Annotated in this window: 22 protein-coding genes; 11 read left to right on the plus strand and 11 right to left on the minus strand. The window is 47.4% G+C overall.

The features are described from left to right. Positions 1-67: 67 nt before the first annotated feature. The 3 genes from JSU04_16885 to JSU04_16895 are packed head-to-tail and all read right to left on the minus strand — an operon-like array spanning position 68 to position 2,575. On the minus strand, positions 68-511 hold the full coding sequence (locus tag JSU04_16885; protein ID MBS1971989.1) for a SufE family protein: 444 nt from the start codon (positions 509-511) through the stop codon (positions 68-70). Beyond that, positions 502-1,317, minus strand: coding sequence for a hypothetical protein (locus JSU04_16890; protein MBS1971990.1), 816 nt, complete (start codon positions 1,315-1,317; stop codon positions 502-504). The genes JSU04_16885 and JSU04_16890 overlap by 10 nt, the downstream gene beginning before the upstream one ends. Beyond that, the gene (locus JSU04_16895) at positions 1,307-2,575 is read right to left on the minus strand and encodes a DUF2183 domain-containing protein (GenBank protein ID MBS1971991.1); all 1,269 of its coding nucleotides are present in this window, start codon (positions 2,573-2,575) and stop codon (positions 1,307-1,309) included. The genes JSU04_16890 and JSU04_16895 overlap by 11 nt, the downstream gene beginning before the upstream one ends. 187 nt (positions 2,576-2,762) lie before the next feature. Here JSU04_16895 and JSU04_16900 point away from each other — a divergent pair, with 187 nt between their 5' ends. The 6 genes from JSU04_16900 (at position 2,763) to JSU04_16925 (ending at position 8,649) form a co-directional block, all read left to right on the plus strand. Then, positions 2,763-3,053, plus strand: coding sequence for a hypothetical protein (locus tag JSU04_16900; protein MBS1971992.1), 291 nt, complete (start codon positions 2,763-2,765; stop codon positions 3,051-3,053). Between the two features lie 91 nt (positions 3,054-3,144). Next, positions 3,145-3,339 carry a hypothetical protein gene (locus JSU04_16905; protein ID MBS1971993.1) on the plus strand — a complete coding sequence of 65 codons (195 nt, stop codon included), beginning with the start codon at positions 3,145-3,147 and terminating at the stop codon, positions 3,337-3,339. A gap of 774 nt (positions 3,340-4,113) precedes the next feature. After that, entirely contained in the window at positions 4,114-4,818 is a 705-nt protein-coding gene (locus JSU04_16910; GenBank protein MBS1971994.1) for a hypothetical protein, read from the plus strand. A gap of 9 nt (positions 4,819-4,827) precedes the next feature. Further along, complete coding sequence (locus JSU04_16915; protein ID MBS1971995.1) at positions 4,828-6,897, plus strand: hypothetical protein; 2,070 nt, start codon at positions 4,828-4,830, stop codon at positions 6,895-6,897. Between the two features lie 16 nt (positions 6,898-6,913). After that, complete coding sequence (locus tag JSU04_16920) at positions 6,914-7,477, plus strand: outer membrane beta-barrel protein (GenBank protein MBS1971996.1); 564 nt, start codon at positions 6,914-6,916, stop codon at positions 7,475-7,477. A 14-nt stretch (positions 7,478-7,491) separates the two neighbouring features. Then, positions 7,492-8,649, plus strand: a complete 1,158-nt coding sequence (locus tag JSU04_16925; protein MBS1971997.1) for a BamA/TamA family outer membrane protein — start codon at positions 7,492-7,494, stop codon at positions 8,647-8,649. Between the two features lie 41 nt (positions 8,650-8,690). Here the strand turns inward: JSU04_16925 and JSU04_16930 are convergent, their stop codons facing one another. Both JSU04_16930 and mutS read right to left on the minus strand, forming a co-directional pair. Further along, a complete protein-coding gene (locus tag JSU04_16930) occupies positions 8,691-10,991 on the minus strand; it encodes an HD domain-containing protein (protein ID MBS1971998.1) in 2,301 nt (766 codons plus the stop codon). Then, entirely contained in the window at positions 10,992-13,514 is a 2,523-nt protein-coding gene (gene mutS / locus JSU04_16935; GenBank protein ID MBS1971999.1) for a DNA mismatch repair protein MutS, read from the minus strand. A gap of 211 nt (positions 13,515-13,725) precedes the next feature. On the opposite strand from mutS, the gene JSU04_16940 reads away from it, so the two are divergent. Next, complete coding sequence (locus JSU04_16940; protein ID MBS1972000.1) at positions 13,726-14,706, plus strand: hypothetical protein; 981 nt, start codon at positions 13,726-13,728, stop codon at positions 14,704-14,706. 20 nt (positions 14,707-14,726) lie between these two features. Here JSU04_16940 and mpl read toward each other — a convergent pair whose 3' ends face one another. From mpl to JSU04_16965, 5 genes are read right to left on the minus strand one after another with little or no spacing between them, the layout of a single operon-like run. Beyond that, complete coding sequence (gene mpl, locus JSU04_16945; GenBank protein MBS1972001.1) at positions 14,727-16,139, minus strand: UDP-N-acetylmuramate:L-alanyl-gamma-D-glutamyl-meso-diaminopimelate ligase; 1,413 nt, start codon at positions 16,137-16,139, stop codon at positions 14,727-14,729. 12 nt (positions 16,140-16,151) lie between these two features. After that, positions 16,152-17,213, minus strand: coding sequence for a beta-lactamase family protein (locus JSU04_16950; GenBank protein MBS1972002.1), 1,062 nt, complete (start codon positions 17,211-17,213; stop codon positions 16,152-16,154). Then, a complete protein-coding gene (locus JSU04_16955; GenBank protein ID MBS1972003.1) occupies positions 17,214-18,134 on the minus strand; it encodes an LD-carboxypeptidase in 921 nt (306 codons plus the stop codon). Continuing rightward, positions 18,134-19,432 carry an adenylosuccinate lyase gene (locus JSU04_16960; protein ID MBS1972004.1) on the minus strand — a complete coding sequence of 433 codons (1,299 nt, stop codon included), beginning with the start codon at positions 19,430-19,432 and terminating at the stop codon, positions 18,134-18,136. Before JSU04_16960 ends, JSU04_16955 begins: the two co-directional genes overlap by 1 nt. After that, positions 19,425-20,717, minus strand: a complete 1,293-nt coding sequence (locus JSU04_16965; GenBank protein ID MBS1972005.1) for a hypothetical protein — start codon at positions 20,715-20,717, stop codon at positions 19,425-19,427. Before JSU04_16965 ends, JSU04_16960 begins: the two co-directional genes overlap by 8 nt. A gap of 178 nt (positions 20,718-20,895) precedes the next feature. Here JSU04_16965 and JSU04_16970 point away from each other — a divergent pair, with 178 nt between their 5' ends. Both JSU04_16970 and JSU04_16975 read left to right on the plus strand, forming a co-directional pair. Beyond that, positions 20,896-21,495: a glutathione peroxidase gene (locus JSU04_16970; protein MBS1972006.1), complete on the plus strand. Its 600-nt coding sequence runs from the start codon at positions 20,896-20,898 to the stop codon at positions 21,493-21,495. A gap of 100 nt (positions 21,496-21,595) precedes the next feature. Further along, a complete protein-coding gene (locus JSU04_16975; protein ID MBS1972007.1) occupies positions 21,596-22,345 on the plus strand; it encodes an outer membrane beta-barrel protein in 750 nt (249 codons plus the stop codon). A gap of 3 nt (positions 22,346-22,348) precedes the next feature. On the opposite strand, the gene JSU04_16980 is transcribed toward JSU04_16975, so the two are convergent. After that, on the minus strand, positions 22,349-23,341 hold the full coding sequence (locus JSU04_16980) for a ligase-associated DNA damage response exonuclease (protein ID MBS1972008.1): 993 nt from the start codon (positions 23,339-23,341) through the stop codon (positions 22,349-22,351). A gap of 98 nt (positions 23,342-23,439) precedes the next feature. Here JSU04_16980 and JSU04_16985 point away from each other — a divergent pair, with 98 nt between their 5' ends. Next, the gene (locus JSU04_16985) at positions 23,440-24,090 is read left to right on the plus strand and encodes an HAD family hydrolase (GenBank protein ID MBS1972009.1); all 651 of its coding nucleotides are present in this window, start codon (positions 23,440-23,442) and stop codon (positions 24,088-24,090) included. A 15-nt stretch (positions 24,091-24,105) separates the two neighbouring features. After that, positions 24,106-24,693 carry a GNAT family N-acetyltransferase gene (locus tag JSU04_16990; GenBank protein ID MBS1972010.1) on the plus strand — a complete coding sequence of 196 codons (588 nt, stop codon included), beginning with the start codon at positions 24,106-24,108 and terminating at the stop codon, positions 24,691-24,693. Positions 24,694-25,264: the final 571 nt, after the last annotated feature.

Below are 25,264 nucleotides of genomic sequence, written 5' to 3' on the forward strand. Positions count from 1 at the left end.
CTTCGAGAAAAAATGCTTCATGCATCTTTTTCTATTCTGAAAACAGAATTGTTCGAGGTCAAAAAATTTAGTTCTTAGCTTGTGAATTCAAGACGTAAGCAAAGGCCGTTGCATAGAGACGAATTTGCTTGAGCATCGAGTGCAAACCGTTTGCTCTACTCGGAGAAAGATTACCTTCGAAGCCAAGAGCGCGCAAAAATTCCGGAGGTGTTTGCAAAATCTCGTTTGGATTTGCTCCCGAATAAACTTTCAAGAGCAACGCCACCAAACCTTTTACGATCATCGCATCACTGTCGCCTTGAAGAATCATTTCTCCGTGCGGAGTGAGCTGCGCGTGCAACCAGACCTGAGACTGGCAACCCTTCACTTGGTTCTCTTCGGTTTTCAATTCCGGAGGCATTTCAGGCAGCTGCTTACCCATATCGATGATTTTCTTATAGCGCTCTTCCCAGTCTTTAAGACCTTGGAAATCATGGATAATTTGATTTTGGCGATCAGCGACTATGGACATATTTTATCAAACGCTTTCCGTAAACGATTCTCGAGTTGTTGACCAGGCTCACCTAGCAACTCTTTGAAGGACTTTCTATCCAATTCCTGAGCGATCAGGAAGCATTTTTTAAAAAAACCCTCCTGATCATCGTAGTAGCCATTCCAGAGATCGCGAGATTTCTTTTCAGGCAAGCGGCGACTACTCAATTCGGTTTTGGTGGCTTCTTGCCTATTCAAATACCCTAAAAGATCACTGATTTGTCTCGGTGAAAAATCGAGCATCACAAGGGCTTCTTCCATCACCGCCATCTCGACGTAAGTGAGATAGTTGGATAACTCATCCCAATATTGAATCCCCGCTCGCCCAAAGGAACTCTTGCAATAGAAGCTCGTGCACACAGCTCCGCGATGGCGCCAAATTCCACAGTTTTGCTTTTCATGATTGAAGTACGGACAGAGCCAATCTTCGCGTCGACCGAATTCGTTTTTCTTCCGGTGATTAAATGGCACCTGATAACTCGGCGGAGCCACAAGACCTATTGGCAAACTGTACTCGCGGTTTTTGATTTTGTTACGAACGCTTTCGACGGCGCTCGGAGCAGATCCTGACTCGTCACTTAAGATCGCCCCGACCACGTAGTTGGGTAAAAACGGATAGAAGGTACAGCACTTAAGGTCTGGTTCATAAAAGATCTCGCCACGGTTTTTCGGCCGGGCCATGATGCAGCTATCGCACGTCGCTTTGGTTTCTTGAGGATCCATCTGCAAAAGGTCTTTAGGAAAAAGACCTTCATAAAGACGCGGTACTTGATATTTAATTTTCATTTCGCGGTGAATATCCCGCAAGCGGCGCTTGCATATGGCAGCGGTTCATCAAATGTTCGCGAAGCGGAGCCAAGACCTTGAAATCCCCTTCCGTCGACCAGCGCCATTGGAAATCATCACAATTGACAAAGGATGGAATTGCATACTCCTCCATGCGAGGTGTTTCAGGGTCTTCCGCAATCACACGGTCCACCATCGTTGCTATGAACTTCAAGGACTCGGTGGGATCTAGGAGTTGATGAATCTGCCAATCCACCACCAACTCCGCCGCCGTCACATATCCAGTTTGTTCTGGAAAAAGAACAGTGCCAAGCTCTGAAACTGCCGAGGTCGAGTAAACAAGGTGCAAGTATTGATAGAACTGAATGCTTTGAAATTCTTTTGTGACGTTCTGAAAAACCTGTGGATCCGGACTGCCGTTGTGACCGATCAGGATCACTTTCTTCACGCTGGTTCTGCGCATGATATCACGCAAAACGCCTTCACGAGTTTCAGCGGTGCTGTCAATAGCGTAAGAGCGAAACTCCCCGCGCGGGAATCTGTTTTCAACCACAAACTGACGCTCGGTTTTTCCGGCAACAAGTTCCGGCGGACGAGTCAGGTAAACGAATTGGAAGCCAGGATTATTGCGCGCAAGCATTTGCAACGCCGGCGCCATTCCCATGAAACGTTTTTTAGTATTTGTATTATAGTTGAGTGAATCCCAGAAATTTTGAATGTGCGCAATTTTCAAAGTGTCTTCAACATTTACAACGACAAGTCCCTGCTGAACGACTGTCGATGATTGCATCTGCTGGAAGGAAACTTCGAAACTGCCTGGACTTAAGTTAACCTGAAAAAGGCCGTCGACAGAAACGAAGTGAAACTCACCATTTGCATCCGTTTTAAAAACCTTTGCATAAACATCCGCCTGAGTTCCCGTCACTTTATAAAGCATACTTTTAGCGATCGGATTTACATTACCGTAGCCTTCGGGATGAATGAAGATAGAGCACTCATAACCAGCTTGTGCACGATTGGCGCAGATGAATTGCAAACCGCGATCAGCGGAGTTGATCGCTTTACCGGGACCGATGATGGAGTCCTGAACCGGAACATCCATTGCTTCGTACAAAACTTGCCCATCAGTGTCGGCGTTGCCGGCAAAGTCTTTGGCGATAATTCTTATAATTCCATAGGGACCGGCAAATTGACCGCTCGTCACAGCCTGAGCCGTAAAACTCAAGACAAATACTAGGAAAGATACAAGAAACTTCATGGCGCCCCTCATGACCATAGCTTAAACATTCGAGGCACCAAAAGTGTCACTTTCACGGGGGTCTTGGCAACAAGAATCGTGTCTCAGGTTGAGATATTTTTCATGTGTATTTTCAGTATGTTACGACGCATACCTAAAGGCTATTCGGGGTTTTTAGGCCCCAGGGTTGCACTGAAAGGGGTTATGGATGCTGGTGCATCTTGGAGGCTTTATGAAAAAGACCCTTTTAATGACTCTTTTGTTGGCAATTTCATCGACGAGCTTTGGCTGGATTGAAAAAGCTCCGCAACAGAAAGCCTATGACTTCAAGTTTAAGCTGAAGTCTGACACCTTCACTTACACTCGTCAGGCAGCGAGCTATGAAGAGGCTTACGAGTCTGCAGCACAGGCGTGCTTCAAGCACTTCAAAGGCGGCCGTCATGTGAGCGAGGACGAAGGGCTGGACATCATTGATGTTTGTGCGAACCCACGTTCTTAGTGCGTTGCGTACATTTTTATAAAAATTGATTCTTTAAAGCCCTGCTTTGATTTATAAAAATAGTATCAACTACAACTGAGCGGGGTAACACATGGGTAAAGTATTAGATTTTCTTTTTGGTAAAGATCCCGATATCTTTGATGAAAAAGGCAACGTAAGCCACAAGCTTCCAAAGAAAAAATGGGATGCTTGGTACAACAGAACAAAAACCGACCCTCAATACAACTGGCGTAACCACACAGGCGTAGCCGGCGGCGCGGGCCCAAAGAAAAAACCTCAAAACTAGTTTCTCGCGATTGCGGAGTTCTGTAAGCAACACAAACCCTGGTGAAAACCGGGGTTTTGTTTTTTTCCCTGGAGTACCGTGTGTGTGCTGGCTGCCGCCGGCGTTCATCCATCCATGAGAATCGAGGACCTATCCTCGAGCTCCAGTAAGTCCGGCCATCCAGGCCGGACTTGATCTGCTCCTGGCTTTCTTTTTCCAGCAAGAAGACTCCCGATGAATATTTCCTAAGAATCTTTATCTAAAAAAATCATTCCCTCTTACATCGCCTGGCCGACCACGACGGTCGGACAGCCCCGTGAGCTGCGCTGCCCTTCGGGTCTCACGGATGGATGGCCATCGCGCAGTCAAGCAACTGGGCGCACTCCAAATCCACGTCAATGCTATTTTCGATAATTCGTATTTCGGATCCCCCCTACTCTCAAAATATCACTCAACTCTTCATGCTGGATTAATCTTCTGCGCACATGTACTGCCCGCGCTCTTCACCGGCGCCTTGTCGGGTGGCGGGAGTCTTGAGTGTCTCCGGAGATACGGGGGTGGGTGGGAGTTCGGGGTTTCGTCACTGTGCTCTAGCAGAAGGGGCTCGGGGTTCATTGATCGCTAACAGATCTTTGCAAAAGGGCTGGGCTCGTGTTGGTTTTTCCCATTCAATGATATCGAATGCAATTTACATTTGGAGGACCCATGAGATCTTACATCGCGATCTTTTCGGCCATCTTATTCGCGCTCTTTCTTCGCACTCCCCTCGCCCAAGCCGAAGCGACCGAAGAAGAGATGAACCGCTCCAACAACCCCCTCACACCCATGGCAGGCCTCGTTCTTCAAGACTATATCATCTCGTCCTTTTATGACACCGATGCCACCGCCAATAGCTTTCTTCTCCGCGGCACTCTCCCGATGAAAATTGGTGGTTATCCACAGCTCGCACGCATGACCCTCCCCTACAACACCAACCCCGGTCCCAATGGAGATAACGTCAGCGGATTCGGCGACGTCAATATCTTCGACATCTTCCTCACTGGCTCCCCTACACTTCAGTTCGGTGTCGGTCCCTACTTTGTTTTTCCAACAGCGTCGAAAGACGCCACCGGTTCCGGCAAATGGCAGATCGGTGCCGCTGGTACTGTCATGACGCCTCAGCGATGGGGACTCCTCGGCGCCCTCGTCACCTATCAACATGACTTCGCCGGAGACAGTGATCGCGCGACTCAGAATCTCTTCACTGTGCAGCCGTTTGTTATCTACAATCTTCCGCACACCTTCTACCTGCGCTCTGTCGGCATCTGGAATTTCGATTGGGAAACCGGCAACTACTATATTCCGATCGGCTTCGGCGTCGGCAAAGTTTGGAAACTAGAAAACGGTGTCGTTATGAATGCCTATGTCGAGCCGCAATGGACCATCGCCCACGAAGGTCTCGCGCAACCTCAATTTCAAACACTGGTCGGTTTGAACTTTCAATTTCCGCTGGGACTCTAGATTATGAAAATGTTTTTACTACTTTTCATTGGATTTCTCGTTGCAGCCGCAGAGCCAAAACAACAGCTTTGGCCCCGCGAGGTGATACTTCCTTCCAAACAAAAAGTTCTGATTTATCAACCGCAAGTCACCTCTATCAGCGACAATCGCGTCACCGCACAAGCCGCATTTAAAGTAACCAAAAATAAAAAAGAAACCTACGGGAGCTTCTCTCTTAAGGCTGATGCGCTCATAGCAAAAGACCAAGGCCTTGTGACGCTCAAAAATGCTGAGATCACAAAATTGGAAGTTCCTGCGAAAAATTTTAATAAAGATGAATTCGAAAAAGAGCTGCAAAAATCCTTTGAAGGAAAACAAACGCAGATTTCATACCAGTCTCTTTTAAATAATCTCGCAATCACTCAAGGTGAAGCTGAACGCCCTCCGGTCGAAATTAAAAATGATCCGCCCGCGATTGTCTTCATGAAAGAGCCGAGCTTACTTATAATGATCTCCGGCGAGCCAAAGTGGGTCGATGTCGGATCCGGTGTTGAACGAATCATTAATACCAGCGCTCTTTTCATGCGCGAAAAGAGATCCAAAACATCTTATCTCTGGGCCATGGGCCGATGGTTTTCTTCAGACCAGCCAACAGGCCCTTATAGCCTGATGAAGTCAGAGCCCACTTCAAAATTTGTCATCACAAAAGAAGATCTCATCAAAGCTAAAAAAGTAGACCCAATTCACGGCACCGATAGCTCGGGGAATAGCGTCTACCCACCCGGAGTCATTCCAGCCATTATCGTTGCGACCAAACCAACGGAACTTCTGCAAAGCCAGGGGGATCCGAAGTTTAATGCTGTCGAAGGCACGGGCCTGCTCTTTATGTCGAATTCTCCGAACTCAATCTTTCTTGAAACACAAAAACAAGACTACTTCGCGCTTCTTTCCGGGCGCTGGTTTACTGCTACGAACCTAAATGGCCCATGGAGATTTGTTCCTGGAAAACAGCTTCCCGCCGATTTTAAGAAAATTCCTATGAACAGTGAGGTTTCTGAAGTTCTCGTTTCAATTCCCGGAACTTCGGCCGCAAAACAGGCGCAAATCGCGAGTCAAATTCCCCAGACAGCCAAAGTTCCTAAAACTCTGCAGCCTGAAAAGATCGTGATCGACGGTGACTCTCCGAAATGGATGAATATCCAAGGAACGAATCTTCGCTACGTCGAGAATGCCAACACTCCACTCATCATGGTGAATGAAAAACAGTACTACGCAATTCAGAACGCTGTTTGGTTCACTGCAACTTCCGTTAACGGCCCATGGAATGTTGCGCTGGCTGTGCCTGCAGAGATTTACCAGATACCATCATCGTCTCCGTTGTATTATGTTACATATGTGCGAATCTACAATGTCACAGAAGATTCCGTGATCGTCGGCTACACACCGGGATATCAAGGAACTTACGTTTCTGCAGACGGCACGATTGTCTATGGCACGGGCTATGTTTATCCGGCTTACACCTCAGGGCAAGCGTGGTACCCACCGCCAGCGACCTACGGGTTTGGTGTGGGCTACGGAATGGAAGCTTCGATGGGGTTCTTTGTCGGCTTCTCAATGGGCTCGATGATGTATCCGTGGGGCTGGGGCGGATGCTGCTGGGGCCCTCGATATGTCGACATTGATGTCACAAACATCTACACCAAATGGGGCGAACACAAAGTGATCACAGGTAATGGTGGCCACGGGATGACCATCAATACAATCGGTGATCAGAAATTTGCACGCGCTCACGGAAGCTCAAATATTTATACAACGAAAGACGGAGAGCTCTATCGCCGCACCGGCCGCGGAGACTGGCAAAAGCAAGTCGGCCCCAATTCGTGGAGCGATGTCGATCTCAAGAAAAACGTGAACGCGCAAAATCTTGAGCAAGTCCACAACAACCGAATTCAAGAAAACAGAGACTTTCAAAATAGGAATCCGCAACGGTCACCAAGTTCAACAGACACTATGCCTCGCCTTCACGGCGGCGGTGGTGGGTACCGAGGTGGTGCTGGTGGCGGAGGCTTCCGCGGCGGTGGTGGCAGATTCCGAAGATAAACTTTAAGGAGACACTATGAAAACAGCTCTTTTTGTTTTTTGCCTAGCGCTCTTAGGAGCAAAAGCTCACGCGGCTCTGGATTACGGCATTGAATTAGGTCCTCGTCAGCAATCAGGTGATATTGCTGCGTGGAATTTCTCGGCAAATCCCCAAATTGGTTTTCAAGGCGGACTTTTTGCACACATTCCTTTAGAAGCGGGCCCGACTCACTTCCGCACCGGGATTTTGTACACGCAACGCCCATTGGAATCTGAAAGCAATGTCACCGGCGCAAGAATTAAATATAATCTCGACTACCTAGATATTCCCCTTCACTTTCTGATTAAAGCGCATGAGAAGTTCGGATTTTATTTCGGCTTTAATGCTGCGATTAATATCGCAAAATCATGCTCGGGAGATCCTGCTTGCAAAGTTTCCGATGTGGATACACCTTACTTCCCAATGGTGTTTGGTGCCGCTGTAAAATTTAATCCGAAGTGGGGCTTGGATTTCTATCTCGAAGGCGCCAATGGTTCCGTCGCTTGGGGACTTGGCAATTACAAAGCCGTCGGCCTCAATTTAATGTTCTCGCTCGACTAGGTTGCGATGATTCTATGAGAATCATCGTCGCCATCGTTCTCACTCTTCTTAGTACATCTCTTTGCTGGGCTCAGAATTCCAGCGAAGCGACAAACAATGAAATGACGGAAGAGGAGCGCGGGCTCCCCGTCGATGTTTCTGCGCCGACACCGATAAACCCCATTAAAAAACGCGATAAAGATGAGTTTGTGATCGCGCCAATTCCCTTCTTAAATCCGAGCCAAGGCTGGGGCCTCGCGCTTGTCGGGCAGTATATCTTCACGATGGATGATGACTCATCTCCGCCTTCGATTTTAGCCGGCGGCGTATTTTATACCGAAAAACACAGCTACGGAGGGGCTCTTGGTTATTTAGGAAAGCTCCGTAATGATCACTGGAGGCTCGGACTTCTTACCGGGAAAGCGACCATCTTCTATAACTTCTACGGTATCGGCTACGATGAGAATAAAAAGGGCCTCTCGATTCCGATTGAACAAAATATCAGCTTCGTAGGCTTGCAAGTTCTTTACCGAGTGGCAGAGCGGGTTTTTACCGGGATTCAATTTCTTGGTGTAGATCTTAAAACAAGTATCAGCACATCAGATCCTCAGTACGAATCTGCCTCCACCGAACTTTCGACTGAAAGTAAATTCTTTGCACCGATTATAAAAATTCAACGTGATGACCGCAACGATACCTTCTATCCGACAGATGGAAGTCTTTCTAATATCTCCGCCGAGTTTCACCAAGAAGCCTGGGGAGATATCGACACTTATCAGATCTACAAAATCGACTGGAATCAGTACATAAAGGTCGCGGACTTCGATGTACTTGCCTATCGCGTAATGACTCGCCTTACTTACGGGAATGTCCCTTTTTATGACTTGAGTTCTTTTGGTATGCAAAGTGACCTTCGCGGTTTTGAGTCCGGAAAATACCGCGACAAAATGATGTGGGCTGGCCAAGGGGAATGGCGCCATCGCTTCACAGATCGCTGGGGTGGCGTTGTTTTCGCCGGTCTCGGCGAGGTCGCTCCGAGCGTTTCGGAGTTTAGTTATTCAAAAGTTCTAACCAGCGGAGGCCTCGGCGTCCGATTTAGGATTGCCGACAAAAACCCCCTCGATTTTCGCTTCGACGTCGCTTACGGCGATACAAACTTTAGCTACTACTTCAGCGTAGGCCAGGCTTTCTAGGAAATATATCATGCGCTTGTTATTTTTAATTATTTTACTCTTTAGCCTTCGAGCTGCCGCTTGATCTCGGCTAAGCGACTTTCAGCACTTCCGCCGGGATTTTTCAGAATGAAAATATCATTCACCTGATGACCCCAAGTATGCACGCGCGCGGATTTAATATTAAACCCGGTTGAAGCCAGCGCCTTCGTGGCAGAACTTAAGAAGCCCGCCTGGTCTTTGCCTTTGAAACTGAGAATCCACTCATCATCATCCAAAGACACCCACTCCACTTGATCGTAGACAACTTTCGGAGTTTCTTTGTGACCTTGAGAGTGTTTTAGCATCTTCTCTATGACCTGCGGAGATTTTGAAGTGTTCACCTGGAACCAATCATAAACCCCGACACCACTGAGGGTTTGAATCGAAGCATGACGAATACCAAGACCCAAAGAATACAATCTTTGCACATACTCCGCTAAAAGCCCCTCTTGGTCGACCTTTGCATGGAAGCGAACCCAAAGTTCTTTGCCTTTTTTCACGACAGCCGGAGAAAGGGACTCCGTCGCCTGTCGGGCCCTTTTCAAATCCTCAGCCAGTACTGGAGCCGAAAGACTCTGCAAAAGAAAATCATCAAAATCACTTAACACATCTTCAAGGCCTTTGAATTTCTTTTTTTGCAACGAAGATTTCAGCGTAAAATAATTCTGCGTGCTTGGTGCATTCATCGCCTCGACGAGATCACGCAACAAACGGCCTTTCCACTCATTCCAGGCTTCAGGATTTGTCGCACAGATGTCCATCACGGTAAAGACCGCAAGACGCATCAGGCGTGGCCCCTTGGCGCCGATTTTTTCTAGCTCTTCCCAAGTTTTCTTCGCTTTGGGATTTTTACGGAAGGCCGCAATTGAAAGTTCCAAGTGATTTTTCACAAGCCAAGCGACTTCTTCCGTGAAACCTTTTGTGAAACCGTACTTTTTAAAATCCCTGCGAAGGATCTCAACCCCAAGACCTGAGTGATCTTCTGAGTGAAGGCCTTTTGCCAGATCATGATACAAAGCAGACCAAGAAAGGATCTTCCAGTCTTCGGCAGTTAGGTTCTTATGAAAAACACTGAGTGGCCCCAGAGCTTTCGGATTCTTATAAACATCCTTCAGAACAAGGCAGGCCTGCATAATATGCACATCCGCCGTATAACGATGGTACTGGTCATGCTGAACATAACCAACAAGATGACGAATCGCCGGCAGAATTTTATCGATCAGGCGCGAATCAAAAACACTGACAACAAACTCTTTAGAGGTTTTTGGATCCAGCATCTCTTGAAGAGTTTTACCAAACGCGCGCGCACTTTTAGCAACGGTTTTCTCTGGCAAGAGGCGGTCGAGATTCTCCCGCACCTTTTGTTGACCGAGCGGATTTGGATAGCTTCTAAGAGCGCTCACGAGATCCTCAGGCTTTGCAAATGGCAACGCACGGGTCTTATCTAGCGCCTTCTGAGAACTCGTCGCTACCGCAAAGATCCAGTTCACATAAAAATGACTGCGCGAAAGACCGCGCTCGAGATCGCGCATGAAATCTTTGTGGCTTTTGAAATTAAAAAACCCAGCAAGATCAAATTGAGCTGTGTTAACAAGAACTTCTCCGCACCCCATCAAGTGAAGCTTTTGGCGAAGAGTCAGTAAATAAGCTTTGTGGTAATTGAGAACACTGAGCGCATGACCGGGATTTTGAAATTTATCGGAAAAGAGCTCATAAACTTGCTGAGCTTGTTCAATGTCACGCAAACCACCCGGACCATACTTTAAGTTCGGTTCAAGGTAATTTGAAATCGAATTAAAACGGGCCTCACGCTGTTTACGTTCTTGAAGTAAATCTTTAAGTAATTTTCCGCGGAGTTTGGTCTTATTTTCCCAAAGACGTTTCTGCTGTAGAAGTAGCTTCGAGGCCGAAGCGGAACTCAGTGGTTTTGCTTTCCACAGACTGAGAATATCAAAGCTCTCAACTCCTTCAGTCCAGTCATCCGGATTTTGCGGGACACGATAACGGATTCTTAAACCCGCTTGGTGAAGCTCATCCGTCAAGCGCTTTACTTTGTCTTCAGGGCCGCAAAACAAGATATCGATATCTGAAAGCGGACAGAGTTCACCGCGGGACCATGAGCCCAGAATCACTGGCTCACAATCAGCAAAGTCAGGGTAAGATTTTAGTTTTTCTTCTAATTGAGAGCTCAACCAGCCCGCAAACTGAGGGCCGCCGAAATAGCCGGTAAACCGCACATCCCCGTTCGGGGTCCAGAACACCGGAGGAAAGACTTCATTGGCTTTTTCCCATTGTTCCGAACTCAGAAAGGTTTTGCTCATTTAGTTTTCCTGTAAGTTACGTTGCCATTCCGCGATCTGGTTCAAAGCATCCAGCGGAGTGATCTTCGATACAGGATATTTTTTCACTTCCTGCATGAAAGTCCAAAGCCTTTTCTGTTCAGCCTCTTCTTCTGGACTCAGCTTAGGAACTTCAACCTCTTCAAATGGAATATCCAGCAATGAAAGCTGGCTTGAAGTTTCCACTTTTTGCGACTCGATGGATTTTAGCAAACTCTTCGCACGGCGAACAACCACCGGAGGCAATCCCGCAAGTTCCGCCACCTGAATCCCGTAGGATTTCTTCGCAGGGCCCTTCACAAGCGTATGCAAGAAACGAATCTCACCGTTGCTATCGGCCACTGTCATATGGGCGTTCTGGATTTGTGGGTAAGAGTTTTCCAATTGCGTGAGCTCATGGTAGTGAGTCGCAAAGAACGTCGTCGGTTTTACATCCGACAAGAGGTGCTCCAAAATAGACTGCGCGAGGCACATACCATCAAACGTGCTTGTCCCACGTCCGACTTCATCAAGAATCACGAGGGACTTCGCTGTGGAGTTCTTAAGCATTGCCGCCGTTTCTGTCATCTCAACCATGAATGTTGAAAGACCTTCAGAAAGCTGGTCGCTGGCACCGATACGAGTGAAAATCGCATCAAAGACTGGAAGCACAGCCTGATCCGCCGGCACAAAGCATCCGCTTTGCGCAAGAATCACAGTCAGTGCCACTTGGCGCATGATCGTCGACTTACCGGCCATGTTCGGGCCCGTTAGAAGCAAACAAGCACCGCTGCGAACTTCGATATCATTCGGTACAAAGTTTTTCTTCACTGTCTGTTCGACCACCGGGTGACGTGAGCTTTTGAGAATCAAATCACGCTTCGGAGAAAACTGCGGACGAACGTATTTTTCCTCTAAACTCAGCCACGCAAAAGAGCTGATCACATCAAGCTCACTGCACTCGTGAGCAAGAATCATGAGCTCAGAACCCGCCGACAAGACTTCACGGCGGAGAGATTCGAAGTATTCAAACTCGAGATCGCCACGTTTGGTTTGAGCCGTTAGAACTTTTCTTTCAAGCTCGATCAAAGCCTCCGTGCAGTATCTTTCAGCATTCGCGAGAGTTTGCTTGCGCTGATAGTAGCTTGGCACTTTGTCTTTATGAGTATTGGTAATTTCAATGTAGTAACCAAAGACGTTGTTATAACGGATTTTCAAACTAGAAATCCCCGTCTTTTCACGTTCGTCAGCTTCCATACGAGCCAGCAAGTTCTGAGATTGAGTTGAAAGTTCAATCAACTCATCAAGCTCTGCAGAAACGCCTTGGCGGATCAGATAACCCTGCTTCGTTGTCAGAGGAGGCTCCTCGACTAAAGTATTTTCGATTTTCACCGCAAGCGATTGCAATTTCTCAAGCGCCCCTGCTTTAACGTTTTCAAGTGGGCGAAGAACAAGAGCCACTTCGAGTGCGCTGAGACCTGCGCGAATACTTTGCGAAAGTGCCAGCAAGTCACGGCCGTTGCACTGAGGTTGCGAGATTTTACCCAAGCGGCGCTCAATATCGCCCATTTGCGAAAGAATCTGGCGCGTGCGCTTTAGCTCCGTCAGATGATTTTTCCAGATATCAACTTTGTCGTAGCGAGCTTCAATGCTCTTTTGATCGACCAGCGGAAAACTCAGCCACTGACGAAGCATGCGACTTCCGGCAGAAGTGTTCGTGCGATTCACTGCAAAAAACAAAGACCCAAGGCCTTCACCTTTGTAAGTAGAAAACACTTCCAGATGACGAAGAGTTGTCGGCGTCAGCTCCAGACGCTGCTGAAAATCGCGCTCTTCAAATGTCGAGAGAGTCTTCAAAGACTCTTCACCACCAAGGGATTTTACGTAGGAAAGCAAGCGAGCTGCCGACAGTGGCGCGCCTTTTTTCAAGAGCGGATGAAGTGGATCGATGATCTCTTCATGCTGGCTCACGAGAATCTTTTGCAATGAAACCTGTTTGCGCTGCTCTTCTTCGAAGAAAGCTTTCTCTTCGCTTGATAGGACGATTTCAGCAACCGGCAGAACTTCCAGAAACCGCTTAAACGTCGCAAAGTCCTTGGTTTTAAAGAAGAAGGATTCGCCGGTTGTCGTATCCACAAAGCTCATCGAGTCTTTATCAAAGCTCACAAGGTAGTGAGCCATTGTGCCATCGAGCGTATCAGAATCGTAAACCATTCCCGGCGTCAGGACGCGGGTCACAGCACGCTTCACAATGCCCTTCGCGGTTTTTGGATCTTCGACTTGATCGCAGATCGCAACCTTGAAGCCATGAGCAAGGAGTTTGTTGATCGGACCCGCCACAGAATGATGGGGCATTCCGCACATCGGAGTTTCGTCCTGTGATTTCTTATTTCTCTGGGTGAGCGCGATTCCGAGAATCGGTGCGGCCTTGACCGCATCGTCGTAGAACATCTCAAAAAAGTCGCCCATTCTGAAGAGCAAAACTTTGTCTTGATGGAGGGATTTAATATCCCAGTACTGTTTCATTAAAGGCGTTAGATTCTCGGTATTTGTCATAGCGAAACAGTGTTAACTACAGAGCTTAAATCTATCAACAAAGATGCATCGCGAAAGGATGCAAAAGCGGGAGCGCCGCCAAGCGTCTAGTTTAGGGCCTGGGAGAGGGTTTTGTCATGCGAGTCGCTCTTAGATATTTTAAGATCATTCTAATGCCACAGGACCAATTGGGAGTCTCCCGGTGTTGAAAATTATCGCAAAACACGCCCTTCAAATCACCGTCATTGTAGCTATTTGCCAGTCCGCCGTTGCCTCGGAAACAGACAATTTTACCAAGCGCGATCTTAAAACCGATGCCCAAGAGTGGCTGAACGCCCAGATGAACGCAGCCATTCAAAAAGCGGTTCAGCAGGCGGATCCGAATGTGCCCTACTCTGTTCATCAGAACCTTTTTAAATCTCTCGGCGGACTTTTTTGGGCAAAGATCGAAAAATGGGCCGATGATCCAAAATCCCCGGCTGAGCATGTGAAGTTTGAAGACTCTATCTTTCGCGACGTCGGCGAAGTGCGCGGTGCGAGTGCGGCTCGCAAACTATTTAAATTTAAGGACTACTACTCACCGGGAATTTATCGCATGGGCACGACAGTCTTTGGTGCCGACAAACTGGGTCACTTCTTGCAACTGGGTTACAGCATGTATCTGGCGAACGGGAAAAAGCAAAACTCTCAGTTTAAAGATATCAGGCCGTTTCATATTCGCATGGCTGATGTGATCTCGGGCGATAAAAAATATCGCGATCAAGCGACCACTCGAGGCATTGAACTTGCCTATGATTACAGTCTTTTTGAGGAAAATGGCTCTTGGGGCATGAAAGGCCCGATGGCGCGCTCTTGGGCTGATATGGCTGCGAACGTTGAAGGGTTTAAGTTTTGGTCTGAGCTCACGGGTGGGCCGAATCCTTACGTTAAAAAAGATGCGACCGGCCGCTGGGTTCAGGCTCGTACATTCGACTGGGCCACTTACGTCAGTCCTGCGTGGGATGAGGCCGTGAATCGAACCGACTACGATCCTCGCTTCAGCGCGCAGGTTGAAAAGCGGATTCAAGAGGCGATAAAGAAAGGCGGCTACACGCTCCCCAGCGAGCAAGTCGTTTTCGACAGGTACGGCAGCAATGCTGCAAAAATCTTTAACAATCAATGCTCAAAAGCATTCGGATTTTAAACCCCGAATGCCAGTTTTTACTATCCCTCAAGCGCCTTCATCAGCTTGCCGTAGATGCCATCAAAGCCACCGTTACTCATGATGAGGATCACGTCCCCCCGCTTAGAACGGGCCTTGAGCGCCGCAACGATTTGGTCGGCCGTATCAAAATCAGCGGATGTCACACCGGATTTATTCAAATCATCCACGAGTTCATGACTCGAAAAACGATCCGTTTCGCTAATCTTTGACTGATCAAAAGCCTTGGCCAGTAAAACTTCATGCGAACCTTTAAATGCTTGCACATAGTCTTGCTGAAAAACTTTACGACGAGACGTCGCTGAGCGGGGTTCAAACACCGAGAACACTTTGCGGCCTGGATATTTCTTCTGAATTCCCTTTACTGTCTCACGCACCGCTGTCGGATGATGGGCGAAGTCTTCAATCACAAGAATACCGTTCGGCTCACCAAGGATCTCTTGGCGTCGTTTTACGCCTTCGAAAGACTCTAAAGCAATCTGAATTCTGTTTTCAGAAAAGCCCAGGATCTTCGACATCGCCACCACCGCCGTGGCATTAAGGATGTTATAATCACCGGTGATTTGCATATTGTAAGGGCCAAGAATTTCACCTTTGTGGTGAACTTCAAAGCCAATACCATTTGCATCTTGAAACAAGACTTTGGCTTTAAAATCCGCATCGGCTTTAAAACCATAAGTGAAAGAATTCTTCGCTTTGCAAAGCTTACGAAGCTCCATCACATTCGCGTCTTCAGCGCAAGCGAGCAAGGTCCCATTTTCAGGAATCAGCTTCATGAGCATCGCAAATGCATCTTTGACCGCTTGGAGATCTTTATAGATATCCGCGTGATCGAACTCAACAGATGTTAAGATAACATGCTTCGGACGGTAGTGAATAAACTTCGGGACCTTGTCAAAATATGCCGTATCGTACTCGTCGCCTTCAATGACGAAGTAATTACCGGCAGGATTTTTAAAAGACTGAGAGAAATTCTTTGGAATGCCACCAATAAGGAAACCCGGTTTCACTCCGGCATTTTCCGCTACCCACGACATCATGGAAGTTGTCGTCGTTTTACCGTGAGTGCCCGAGATCACAACGCTCTCGCGGTTTTCAATGATGAACTCACCCATCGCTTTTGCTAAAGATGTGTACGGAATTCCGAGCTTCACAAGTTCTTGCGCTTCTTCATTGTTTGCAGAAATCACATTTCCGACGATCACGAAGTCCGGCTTCGGATGAAGGTTCTCGGCCTTATAGCCCTTCATGATTTTTATTCCAAGCGATTCAATCTGCGTCGACATGGGAGGATACGGATTCGTATCACTGCCTGTGACTTTAAATCCGCGATCAACTAAAAGACCCGCAAGACTCGCCATCGCGGTCCCGCAAATTCCCATCATATGAACATGACTCTTAGGTTTCAAATCCATTTGTACCTTCCCCTACACAGCACTTTTTCTAAAACCCTCGACGATCCAGTTGTGGATCTCAGGGCGCAATTTTGCGAATGATTTGTTCTCTCTTCCATAGAGAACACGGTTTGATAAGACAACGACGCCGAAATCTGCCTTCGGATCATACCACATTGAAGTTCCCGTGAACCCCGTGTGACCAATCGACAAAAGCGAGAAATGGCTGCCACAACTGGCAGCTCCTGGAGTTGGCATCATATAGCCCAGAGCCCAGTCCCCCATCCCCTGCGGGCGAGCACGCGATGCAAAGAGCTTCGCCGTTTTCTGCTTCACAGAATAGCGAGCAATACCCAAAAGCTGCGAGCGAATGTTTAAAAGCGCCCACGAAACGTCATCAACACTGCCAAAGAGCCCCGCATGTGTCGATACACCCCCCAGAGCCCAGCAGTTCTCATCGTGAACTTCGCCAACAATCAGCTTACGGCGCCATGGGCACTCTTCCGTCGGCGCATAGAGGCTTGTACGATGTTTGGGCTGATTGTCCGGATGAAATTCTAAAGTCGTTCCCGCATAGAATTTATCTTTAATCCCCTGCCATACCGGATAGAGACCGTCTTTGTAGAACTCCTCAATCAAGAAGCCTAATACGAGAAAGCCTACGTCTGAATATACGCTATTAGGCGCATCAGAGACTTCTGTTTTTGCAATGATCTCGCGCAATTTCTCGCGGCGTTTATCGAGCGAAAGATTCAAGTCGAGTTCTTTATAAAAAGGCATCCACCATGCAAGACCTGAAGAATGGGTCAGCAAATCTTGAACTCGCACACTTGTATGTGGGAACCAAGAAAGGAATTCGTGCACGTGGCTATCCAAATTCCACTTCCCTTGCTCAAATGCCACCATCATGGCTTGAACCGTGAAAATCACTTTTGTGAGGCTTGCAAGATCATAGTAGGCGTATGTGTCACCGACACTGACGTCACAAACCATACGGCCGCCTTGATAGGCGCGCACAACAACACCCGGAGTGGTATCGACAATGCGAGATTTGAGTTGCTCCATCAGTTTCTTTTCAAGAACCGAGTATTTCATTTAGGGTGCTCCTTCTGCATCGATCCATAGAGAGCCCTTCTTGCCACCGCTTAAAACCGCTTTCGTATACAGAGGCAAGGGTCTTTGGATCACCCCATGTCCAGCTTCCATTCCGCTGAAAACAGGAATATCTAATCGTTCTGCCCAGGATTTAAAAACCTGAGGCCATAAAGGTTTACCATTCGGCTCGTCGCCACCGAGGAACTCCCCGATAATGAGGCCTTTACATTTTTTAAACAGGCCGACTTGGCTAAATTGCTCCAGCACGCGGTCCACGCGATAACCACGTTCACCGAGATCTTCAATGAAGAGAATTTTTCCATCAAGATTTAGCTGATAAGGAGTTCCCAAGGTGCTTTGCAAAGTAATCAGGTTTCCACCGACTACAGAAGATTTCACCGGTTTCATTTTCATCGCAATTTCATTCATGGCTTTTAATTTTTTAAATTCCACCGAGGTGGTTTTTCCAAAAATCATGTCCATGGTTTCTTTCTCGATCTTTGGCGGCACCTTACCGCTCCCCATACGATCAAGCACCGAGGCATGCAATGTCGGCCAGTTCCATTTTTGCTCAAAGTAAACATGCAACGACGTAATATCACTAATACCCACTAAAAGCTTTTGCTGCTTGGGTTTTACTTTATCCAAATATGGCAATAAACGGTTTGAACCGTAACCGCCGCGCAAACACCAAATCACTTTTGAATCTTTAGCTTCAATCGCATCCTTTAAAAAGCCAAACCGCTTTTCATCGGAGTTTGAATGCAAGAAGTGTTTTTGAATCAAGCTCTTTGGAATCCTAGGAACCAATCCCCACTTCAGCAAAAACTGGCGCGACTTTTCGATGTCCTCAGGCTTTGATGCAAACCCTGGAGATACAACATCAACAATGTCGCCTTTTTGCAAATACCGCCACGCCATTAAAGACCTCTCTTTTTGGCGCCGGCCATAGCCGCTTTAATCGTTTTCTTGTGTTTCTTACCGCTGAAGATCTCGTCCAACTCTTTCGCCTTCAAAAGTTTTGAAAGCTCTGGATCTTTTAAAATCTTCCCGCGAAGGTGCTCCCCTTTTTCAAGACTGTGACTGAGACGCTGAACATGCGCATACGCCGTTTCACGGCTAAGACCTTTTTCAACAAGCGCCAAGAGCACGTGCGAACTAAAGAGCTGACCTTGAGAACTATCAATATTATCCAGCATGCGTTTCTTGTTCACTTCAAGACCTTCAAGCAGACTTGCCATGCGGTTCACCGCATAATCCGTCACAATAAACGCGTCCGGAAAGATCACGCGCTCTGCCGAAGAGTGGCTGATATCGCGTTCATGCCAAAGCGGAATATTTTCCATTGCCGTGAAAGCATAACCTTTCACAAGACGCGCAAGGCCCGTGATGTTTTCAGCACTGATTGGATTTTTTTTATGCGGCATCGCTGAAGAGCCTTTTTGCCCTTTGCTGAAGCCCTCAGTGACTTCTGAAACTTCGCTGCGCTGAAGATGTCTGAGTTCAATCGCCAGACGCTCAAGACCCGACATCATCATCGCAAGACCCATGATCATCTCGGCATGACGGTCGCGCGGAATGACTTGGGTCGCAATGGTCTCCGGTTGCAAATGAAGTTTTTTTGCAACCTTCGTTTCAACGTCAACACCCATACTCGAGTAAGTACCTACAGCACCGCTCAGTTTACAGATCATCATCTGATCAAGAGCGCGATGAACGCGTTCTTGATGGCGTTTAAACTCAGCAAGAAAGCCCATCATTTTAAAACCGAAGGTCGTTGGCTCAGCAAACATTCCGTGCGTGCGGCCCGCACACAAAGTATCCTCGTGCTTTTTAGCAATCGAAGTGAGGGCTTTTTCCAAAGCGGTCATTGATTTTTTAAGAACTTCGCCCGCCTCGCGGACTTGAAGACTGAAAGCGGTATCAAGAACGTCTGAACTTGTCAGACCAAAGTGAATATATTTTCCATGAGGTCCCACGTTTTCAGCGACACTTGAAACAAACGCAATCACATCATGCTTCGTTTGCTTTTCAATTTCAGAAATGCGCTTTACACTAAAGCGACCTTTCTCGGCGATGGCCTTAGCCGCCGCACGCGGGATGATCCCCATCTGGGCCTGAACTTGCGCAAGAGCAATCTCAACTTCCAGCATTTTTCCGAAGCGATGGTCCAAATCCCAGATATTCCCCATTTCAGGACGTGTGTAGCGCTCAATCACGGCGTTCTTTTTCCTTCCTCTGTTGCAATAGCTTCCACCACTTCATTAGTGAATCACGAATCAAAGTTTGATTTTCAAATTGATCATCCCAGGAGAAGTTTTTCCAGATCTCAGCCCCGTCCAAGAAGACGTTATTAAAACTCATTTTACGGCGACGGGCCTCAAGCCCTTCGGCATAAACTGGGAATGACGACGGACCAATTTGTGAGTACGTATAATAAAATTCCTGCGGATAGGACTGAATCTCCGGAAGAGACAACGGCAAACGCTCGCGCAAAATATCCATCAGTTTTTCACCGCGAATACGAAGATATTCTTTATTAAAGCGCTGAACATTCGGAATGCGAATCCACATGTCGAACTGATCTTCGATCGCTGTTCTCTGGACAACGAGCAGGTTTTGATGAGTCCAGGGACTCGTGATTTGATCTATAAGCAAGACATGAATTGGAAGCGCATCACGCTCGGGACACGCCGACATCTTCATGCGATAGCGAACCCAGCACCACTCAGGCTCGAGCGCTCCTTCAGGAAATAAGCGTTTTGCAATCTTTGGCGCGACGAAATAACTTTCTTCACTACTCAACATCCAAACGACCTGCTCAACATGCATCAAGCCCGACCGCTGTTCGCCGTGGATTTCAACTCCAGAAATAGCTTTCTTCGTTTTGAAAGACAAATCCAAGATCTCTGTCTGCTGATGAACTTCGACGTTTTTCTGTTTCAGCCAGTCGATGGATTTCTGCTGCCCTGCACGGGTTGCTTTACGAACTGAAAATGAGTTCATAAGTTTCAGCGCTTTACCGGTAAGACTTGCGCGCGCACTGGGCACATAAGTGGTAGAACCCCACTGATGCGCCAGATGCATGATCCAAGATTGAGTGAAATTTTCTGAAGCCCATTTCTGAATACCGGCCAAATTTTTATAACCGAGTTTACCACTCATAAGCGAGTCGCAAACTTCTTTGTTTTGATTGTTTTTATCTAGACGGTATTGAGTGAGAGAACTTTTAAGCTCGAGTGGCCCATCGTTTAGCCACAGAGTAAAACCTTGGTCGACCGACTCAAAGGGATCCTCTGAAAAAACCCGTTCCCCTTGAGTGTCAGTCATATTGTCAGGACTAAAAAATCCAAAGGGACCCTCGACATCTTCAGGAGGCCAAACGCCAAGTTTCGACGTGACATCAATCAACACCACGGGAATGTTCTCGCGCTGAAGTTCTGCGGCCAACCAATAACCCCGGCCGTATGCTGAAACAATCAAAACAGATGTGTTTAGGTCCATGAATTCATTAGAAAATCCCTCATGTGCAAAGTCAAAGATTCTGTAACATTTCCTCCGAGCGCAAAGCGATTTTTAACTTGGGCGCAAAACCCCGACAAATGAGTAATTTTGCGGCATTTTCAGAGATTGCAATTGAGTCCCTTGAAAAAACTCGCGAGAATGATCTTGAAGGACTTTTATGCGCTATTTCTCATCACTTTTGAGCACCCAGATCGTAGCGGCTTCTTTCTTAAGCTTGTTTGTTTGCCATAATTCCTCGGCAGCTCCCGCTTCGACACCCTCCAGCACACAAAGTTTTTTCGACTTTTCCGCCAATGATATCCGCGGCAAAAAAATCTATTTCTCTCAGTACCGGGGTAAAGTGGTTCTCGTCGTCAACACCGCTTCTGAGTGCGGCTTTACTCCGCAAATGGCTGATCTTGAAGAGTTGCAAAAGAAATATTCAGCCAAAGGATTCACGGTCCTGGCCTTCCCATCCAATGACTTTAAACAGGAAAAAGGCAGTCGCGAAGAGGTTCAGAAATTTGCTCAAGATAAGTATCACATCACCTTCCCGATGTTTGATAAAGGCCCCGTCACCGGCAGTGATCAGCAGGAGGTTTTCAAGTTCATGACTGAGCAAAAACCAGGCATGATCTTTAAAGACGTCCGCTGGAACTTTGAAAAATTCCTGATCAACCGAGAGGGAAAAGTCATCGAAAGATGGAGTTCCATCACCTCTCCCACATCAAAGTCGGTCCTCGAGAAGATTGAAAGGGCACTGGCTGCCCCAATGTGAGACTTTTACTGTCTCATAACAAGACTGAACTTCAGTTTTCCCTGATTTTTCGCGATAATAATCTCAGGGGGATACCGTGAAAATTCTATTTCTTGCGTTGATGATTTGCAGTTCATTGGCGGCTCCTGCTTTTGCTAAAAGTTACCTTGCTGGCAACAGCTCTTCTGATCAAAAACATTACCTCATCGCTCAATCAGATCCTGATGAGGCCTATGACCCCTTTTCTGATTACAGTGAATTCGATGAAGCTTCTGACGAAGAAGCAGATATCAACTTCTTCCGCAACGGCCGCTTCTTCACGGTAGGTCTTGCGGCGGGGATGCGCGGCTTCACCGGTAACTTTGCAAAAACCTATTCCAGTGCGCCTACTTTTGGGCTTTACTTAAGCTATTTCTTTGACTTACGCCTGGCTCTTTCTGTGGGCTTCCTCACCGGTGATAACGCGGCGACCATCGGAACCGCTGCGGGAGATTATACTGGCAATGTTTCGTTTACGACGATTAACTTCGACCTCAAGTATTACTTGAACACTCAAAACGTAACTCGCGGGCTTGCCGATTTAAATCCCTATATTATCGGCGGCTTTGCTCAGTTCTACCGAACCTATACTATTTCTGGCGTTGAGGGTTACAGTCGTGACTCGACGATGGGGATCGAAGTCGGCGCCGGTCTTGAGGTGCCACTCATGCGTAAAAAAGCTTATCTCGGGATCCAGGGCATGTATCACTACGTGAACTTTCCGGATGAGAATTCGAAATTTATCAATGATGGCAATAGCTCAATCCCCCTCACTCATACAGTGTCGGGCGATATCTACGATATCCTCCTGATTTTAGGGATGAATTTCTAGAACTCAAAACAAACTAAGTTGACGTGATTCAGGGCGCATCAACGCCGTCTCCGGAAATGCTTTGATGCCCATTCGATTGAGCTCTCGAACAAGAGCTCCTTTACCTCGGTGCTGCACATACACCTGCTTTGCACCACACTCCTGTACGGTTCTGAGGAGATCATTCCAATCTGCATGATCTGACAGCAAAAAACCTCGGTCATAACCGCGATGATCTGTCGCCATCCATCCTGATGCAAAAGCCGTTTCATAGTGGTCACCCAAAATCAGCGCTTGCTCCGTACTTAAGAAGGACTGCGGCACTAAGAGGAGTTCGCCTTCAAGATGCTCATTATTTTCGATCGTGCTTAAACATCTTGTGGGAGTGAGTTTCACTCCTTGCTCGCGATAGCACTCGTTCAGCGGCGTCGCGGCTGAATGACAAATCACCTGGCGAGTCGCATAAGGCTCTAGCAATCCCAAGACTCTTTGTGCTTTTCCAAGAGAATAAGCAAAGAGCACGCTGTTCTTGCCTTGAGCTGCATTGGCACTCCACCACTCGTAGATTTCTTTACCGAGATCCGCTTCTTTATTCCAAATATAAGCCGGAGTTCCGAATGTGGCCTCCGTCACGAAGGTGTCGCACTTCACGACTTCAAACGGCTCGCAGGTTGGATCGGGATCACGCTTATAATCGCCGGAAGCCACCCACACTTCACCTTGATATTCCATGCGCACTTGGGAGGAGCCCAAAATATGTCCCGCCGGATGAAATGACAAAGTCACTCCGCCCAACTGGAATTTTTCGCCGAATGCATAGGATTGAGACTTAATATTTTTTCCGAGACGCGCATGCAAAAGAGAACGCCCGGAGTTTGCGCAGTAATACTGCTTTGCTCCGCGCCGCGCATGATCGCTGTGAGCATGCGTAATCACCGCACGTTCAACCGCGCCTTTGGGGTCAATATAGAAATTCCCCGCTTTGCAATAGAGTCCGTTGGGCGTTAACGTCAACATCGACCAAGGATACTAAAATCTCCTGCTCGGCGCCACGCTAAAATATCTCAACACAAAAGCGTTGAGATGCGCCCCAGAATATAGCTATATTGTTATTCATGAAACGATTTGCACATTGGGTTTTTGATTTAGATGGCACCGTGCTGGATTCCAGCCGATTCTACGAACTCACTCTGAAAGAGATTCTACCGGAGTTTGGCATTACGCCTGGCAAAGAAGAAATCAATCGCGCTTACAAGTACTTTAATCCCGATGATTACTTTGCAACTTTCGGATTTGATGCGGCAAAAATCAAATACGCCGTCCAAAGACTGGTCGCAAAGAATATGGAGTATGCCGATCAAATCCCTGCCTACGAGGGGATTGAAAATCTGCTCGTGTATTTAATCGACCGCGATGTCGAAGTCACAGCATGGACCGGACGCGAGCTTTTGTCAGCGACAAAGATTTTAGATAGCACCGGCCTTCGCAAACATTTCAAAACCTGTGTCGGTCGCACTTGCGTGACTAAAAACAAACCTCATCCCGATGGGCTGTTAAAGATTCTTTCGGATTTTAACCGTCACTCCGATGATGTCGTGATGATTGGTGATCACGAATACGATATGCGCGGGGCTCAAGCGGCGAAAGTCACCGGCATCAGTGTGAACTGGGAAGGACGCGTAAAACCGCACGTCCAGTCCCTTGCCGCTCACCACTTTGATAAAGTAGCCGAACTCCACCGCTGGGCTACAAATATCTACGGCTAGCGCCGACAAGGAAATATGATGTTCACCAAGCAACTAGCAAATGGTTTTGAAATCCGCGAAGTCGAAGAGGACACTTTCTGGCCTTTGTGGGAAAAGTACGCTTACGGAATTTTCACTGACAACTCGCTCGATTTCATGTGGCGTGAGCATATTTCTTCGCTGGAAAAAGAAAACCTCAAAACTCTCGGTAAAAACATGGGAAGCCCCTTTAAAATTCGCCTCGGTGTTTTTAAAGGCGACGAATTCGCCGGGTGGAGCTTCGGTGATCAGCAAAGTTCGGATGTGTATTACATGCGAAACTCTGCCATTCGCCCTGAGTTCCGCCGCCAAGGCCTTTACAGCGAGCTCTTAAAAACCAATATCGAACTTCTGTCGCAAAAGGGTTTTCAAAAAATCTACAGCCGTCATACGACGACGAACAATGCCGTGATTATTCCAAAATTGAAGGCGGGCTTTATTATCACTTCAATGGAACTCGACGATATGTTCGGCTCCTTAGTGCATTTAAGCTATTTCACAAATCCACTGCGCCGAAAAGTAATGGAGTTCCGCACAGGAAACCTACGTCCTGACGAAGAACTAAAAAACGTTTTAAAATTATAACCCAAAGACTGCGCCCACCTTCCTCCGTCCGTGAGGCCCGAAGAACAGCACAGCTTATCGAGACCCTGGAGCCCCATCACAGAGAGGGCCCCACCCCACTCTCAAGCTCCATTCAAGTCCGACGCCCCCAGCCGGCCTTCCTCCGAAAAGGTACCAGGTCGCTTTTCCGGATGAGGTCTCATTGGTTTGATATGAACTCAGTTTGGGCCTAAATCATCACACTTGCCGAAGTGCCATACTTTGAAGGTGTCAATTCCGAAAAGCGACCTGGTACCTTTTCACCATCCCAAAAAAAAATATCTAAATCGCCTCCCCCACATACCTCACCTGTCCGACCACGATGGTCGGACAGCCCCGTTCTCACGGATGGATGACCACCGCGAAGTAAGCGACTGGGCGAACACGTAAGTCTCATCGCACATCACAGAAAAATTGAAACTCTCATCAGGTTTCTTAAAGAGCTGATGAATTCAAATAATTACGTAGAGAGAAGAAAGAATAGAGAGAAGTAGAAATCTTAAATCTTCTTATAAATCATTTACTTAGCACTAAATCCATTGACCCCATATCA

Source organism: Bdellovibrionales bacterium (genome assembly GCA_018266295.1).
Classification (GTDB): Bacteria; Bdellovibrionota; Bdellovibrionia; order Bdellovibrionales; family Bdellovibrionaceae; genus JACMRP01.

Excerpts from the sequence above, each read along its gene's own strand:
- JSU04_16885 (MBS1971989.1), bottom strand. The coding sequence starts at position 511 with ATGTCCATAGTCGCTGATCGCCAAAATCAAATTATCCATGATTTCCAA.
- JSU04_16890 (MBS1971990.1), bottom strand. The coding sequence starts at position 1,317 with ATGAAAATTAAATATCAAGTACCGCGTCTTTATGAAGGTCTTTTTCCT.
- JSU04_16895 (MBS1971991.1), bottom strand. The coding sequence starts at position 2,575 with ATGAAGTTTCTTGTATCTTTCCTAGTATTTGTCTTGAGTTTTACGGCT.
- JSU04_16900 (MBS1971992.1), top strand. The coding sequence starts at position 2,763 with ATGCTGGTGCATCTTGGAGGCTTTATGAAAAAGACCCTTTTAATGACT.
- JSU04_16905 (MBS1971993.1), top strand. The coding sequence starts at position 3,145 with ATGGGTAAAGTATTAGATTTTCTTTTTGGTAAAGATCCCGATATCTTT.
- JSU04_16910 (MBS1971994.1), top strand. The coding sequence starts at position 4,114 with ATGAACCGCTCCAACAACCCCCTCACACCCATGGCAGGCCTCGTTCTT.
- JSU04_16915 (MBS1971995.1), top strand. The coding sequence starts at position 4,828 with ATGTTTTTACTACTTTTCATTGGATTTCTCGTTGCAGCCGCAGAGCCA.
- JSU04_16920 (MBS1971996.1), top strand. The coding sequence starts at position 6,914 with ATGAAAACAGCTCTTTTTGTTTTTTGCCTAGCGCTCTTAGGAGCAAAA.
- JSU04_16925 (MBS1971997.1), top strand. The coding sequence starts at position 7,492 with ATGAGAATCATCGTCGCCATCGTTCTCACTCTTCTTAGTACATCTCTT.
- JSU04_16930 (MBS1971998.1), bottom strand. The coding sequence starts at position 10,991 with ATGAGCAAAACCTTTCTGAGTTCGGAACAATGGGAAAAAGCCAATGAA.
- mutS (MBS1971999.1), bottom strand. The coding sequence starts at position 13,514 with ATGAAACAGTACTGGGATATTAAATCCCTCCATCAAGACAAAGTTTTG.
- mpl (MBS1972001.1), bottom strand. The coding sequence starts at position 16,139 with ATGGATTTGAAACCTAAGAGTCATGTTCATATGATGGGAATTTGCGGG.
- JSU04_16950 (MBS1972002.1), bottom strand. The coding sequence starts at position 17,213 with ATGAAATACTCGGTTCTTGAAAAGAAACTGATGGAGCAACTCAAATCT.
- JSU04_16955 (MBS1972003.1), bottom strand. The coding sequence starts at position 18,134 with ATGGCGTGGCGGTATTTGCAAAAAGGCGACATTGTTGATGTTGTATCT.
- JSU04_16965 (MBS1972005.1), bottom strand. The coding sequence starts at position 20,717 with ATGGACCTAAACACATCTGTTTTGATTGTTTCAGCATACGGCCGGGGT.
- JSU04_16970 (MBS1972006.1), top strand. The coding sequence starts at position 20,896 with ATGCGCTATTTCTCATCACTTTTGAGCACCCAGATCGTAGCGGCTTCT.
- JSU04_16975 (MBS1972007.1), top strand. The coding sequence starts at position 21,596 with ATGATTTGCAGTTCATTGGCGGCTCCTGCTTTTGCTAAAAGTTACCTT.
- JSU04_16980 (MBS1972008.1), bottom strand. The coding sequence starts at position 23,341 with ATGTTGACGTTAACGCCCAACGGACTCTATTGCAAAGCGGGGAATTTC.
- JSU04_16985 (MBS1972009.1), top strand. The coding sequence starts at position 23,440 with ATGAAACGATTTGCACATTGGGTTTTTGATTTAGATGGCACCGTGCTG.
- JSU04_16990 (MBS1972010.1), top strand. The coding sequence starts at position 24,106 with ATGATGTTCACCAAGCAACTAGCAAATGGTTTTGAAATCCGCGAAGTC.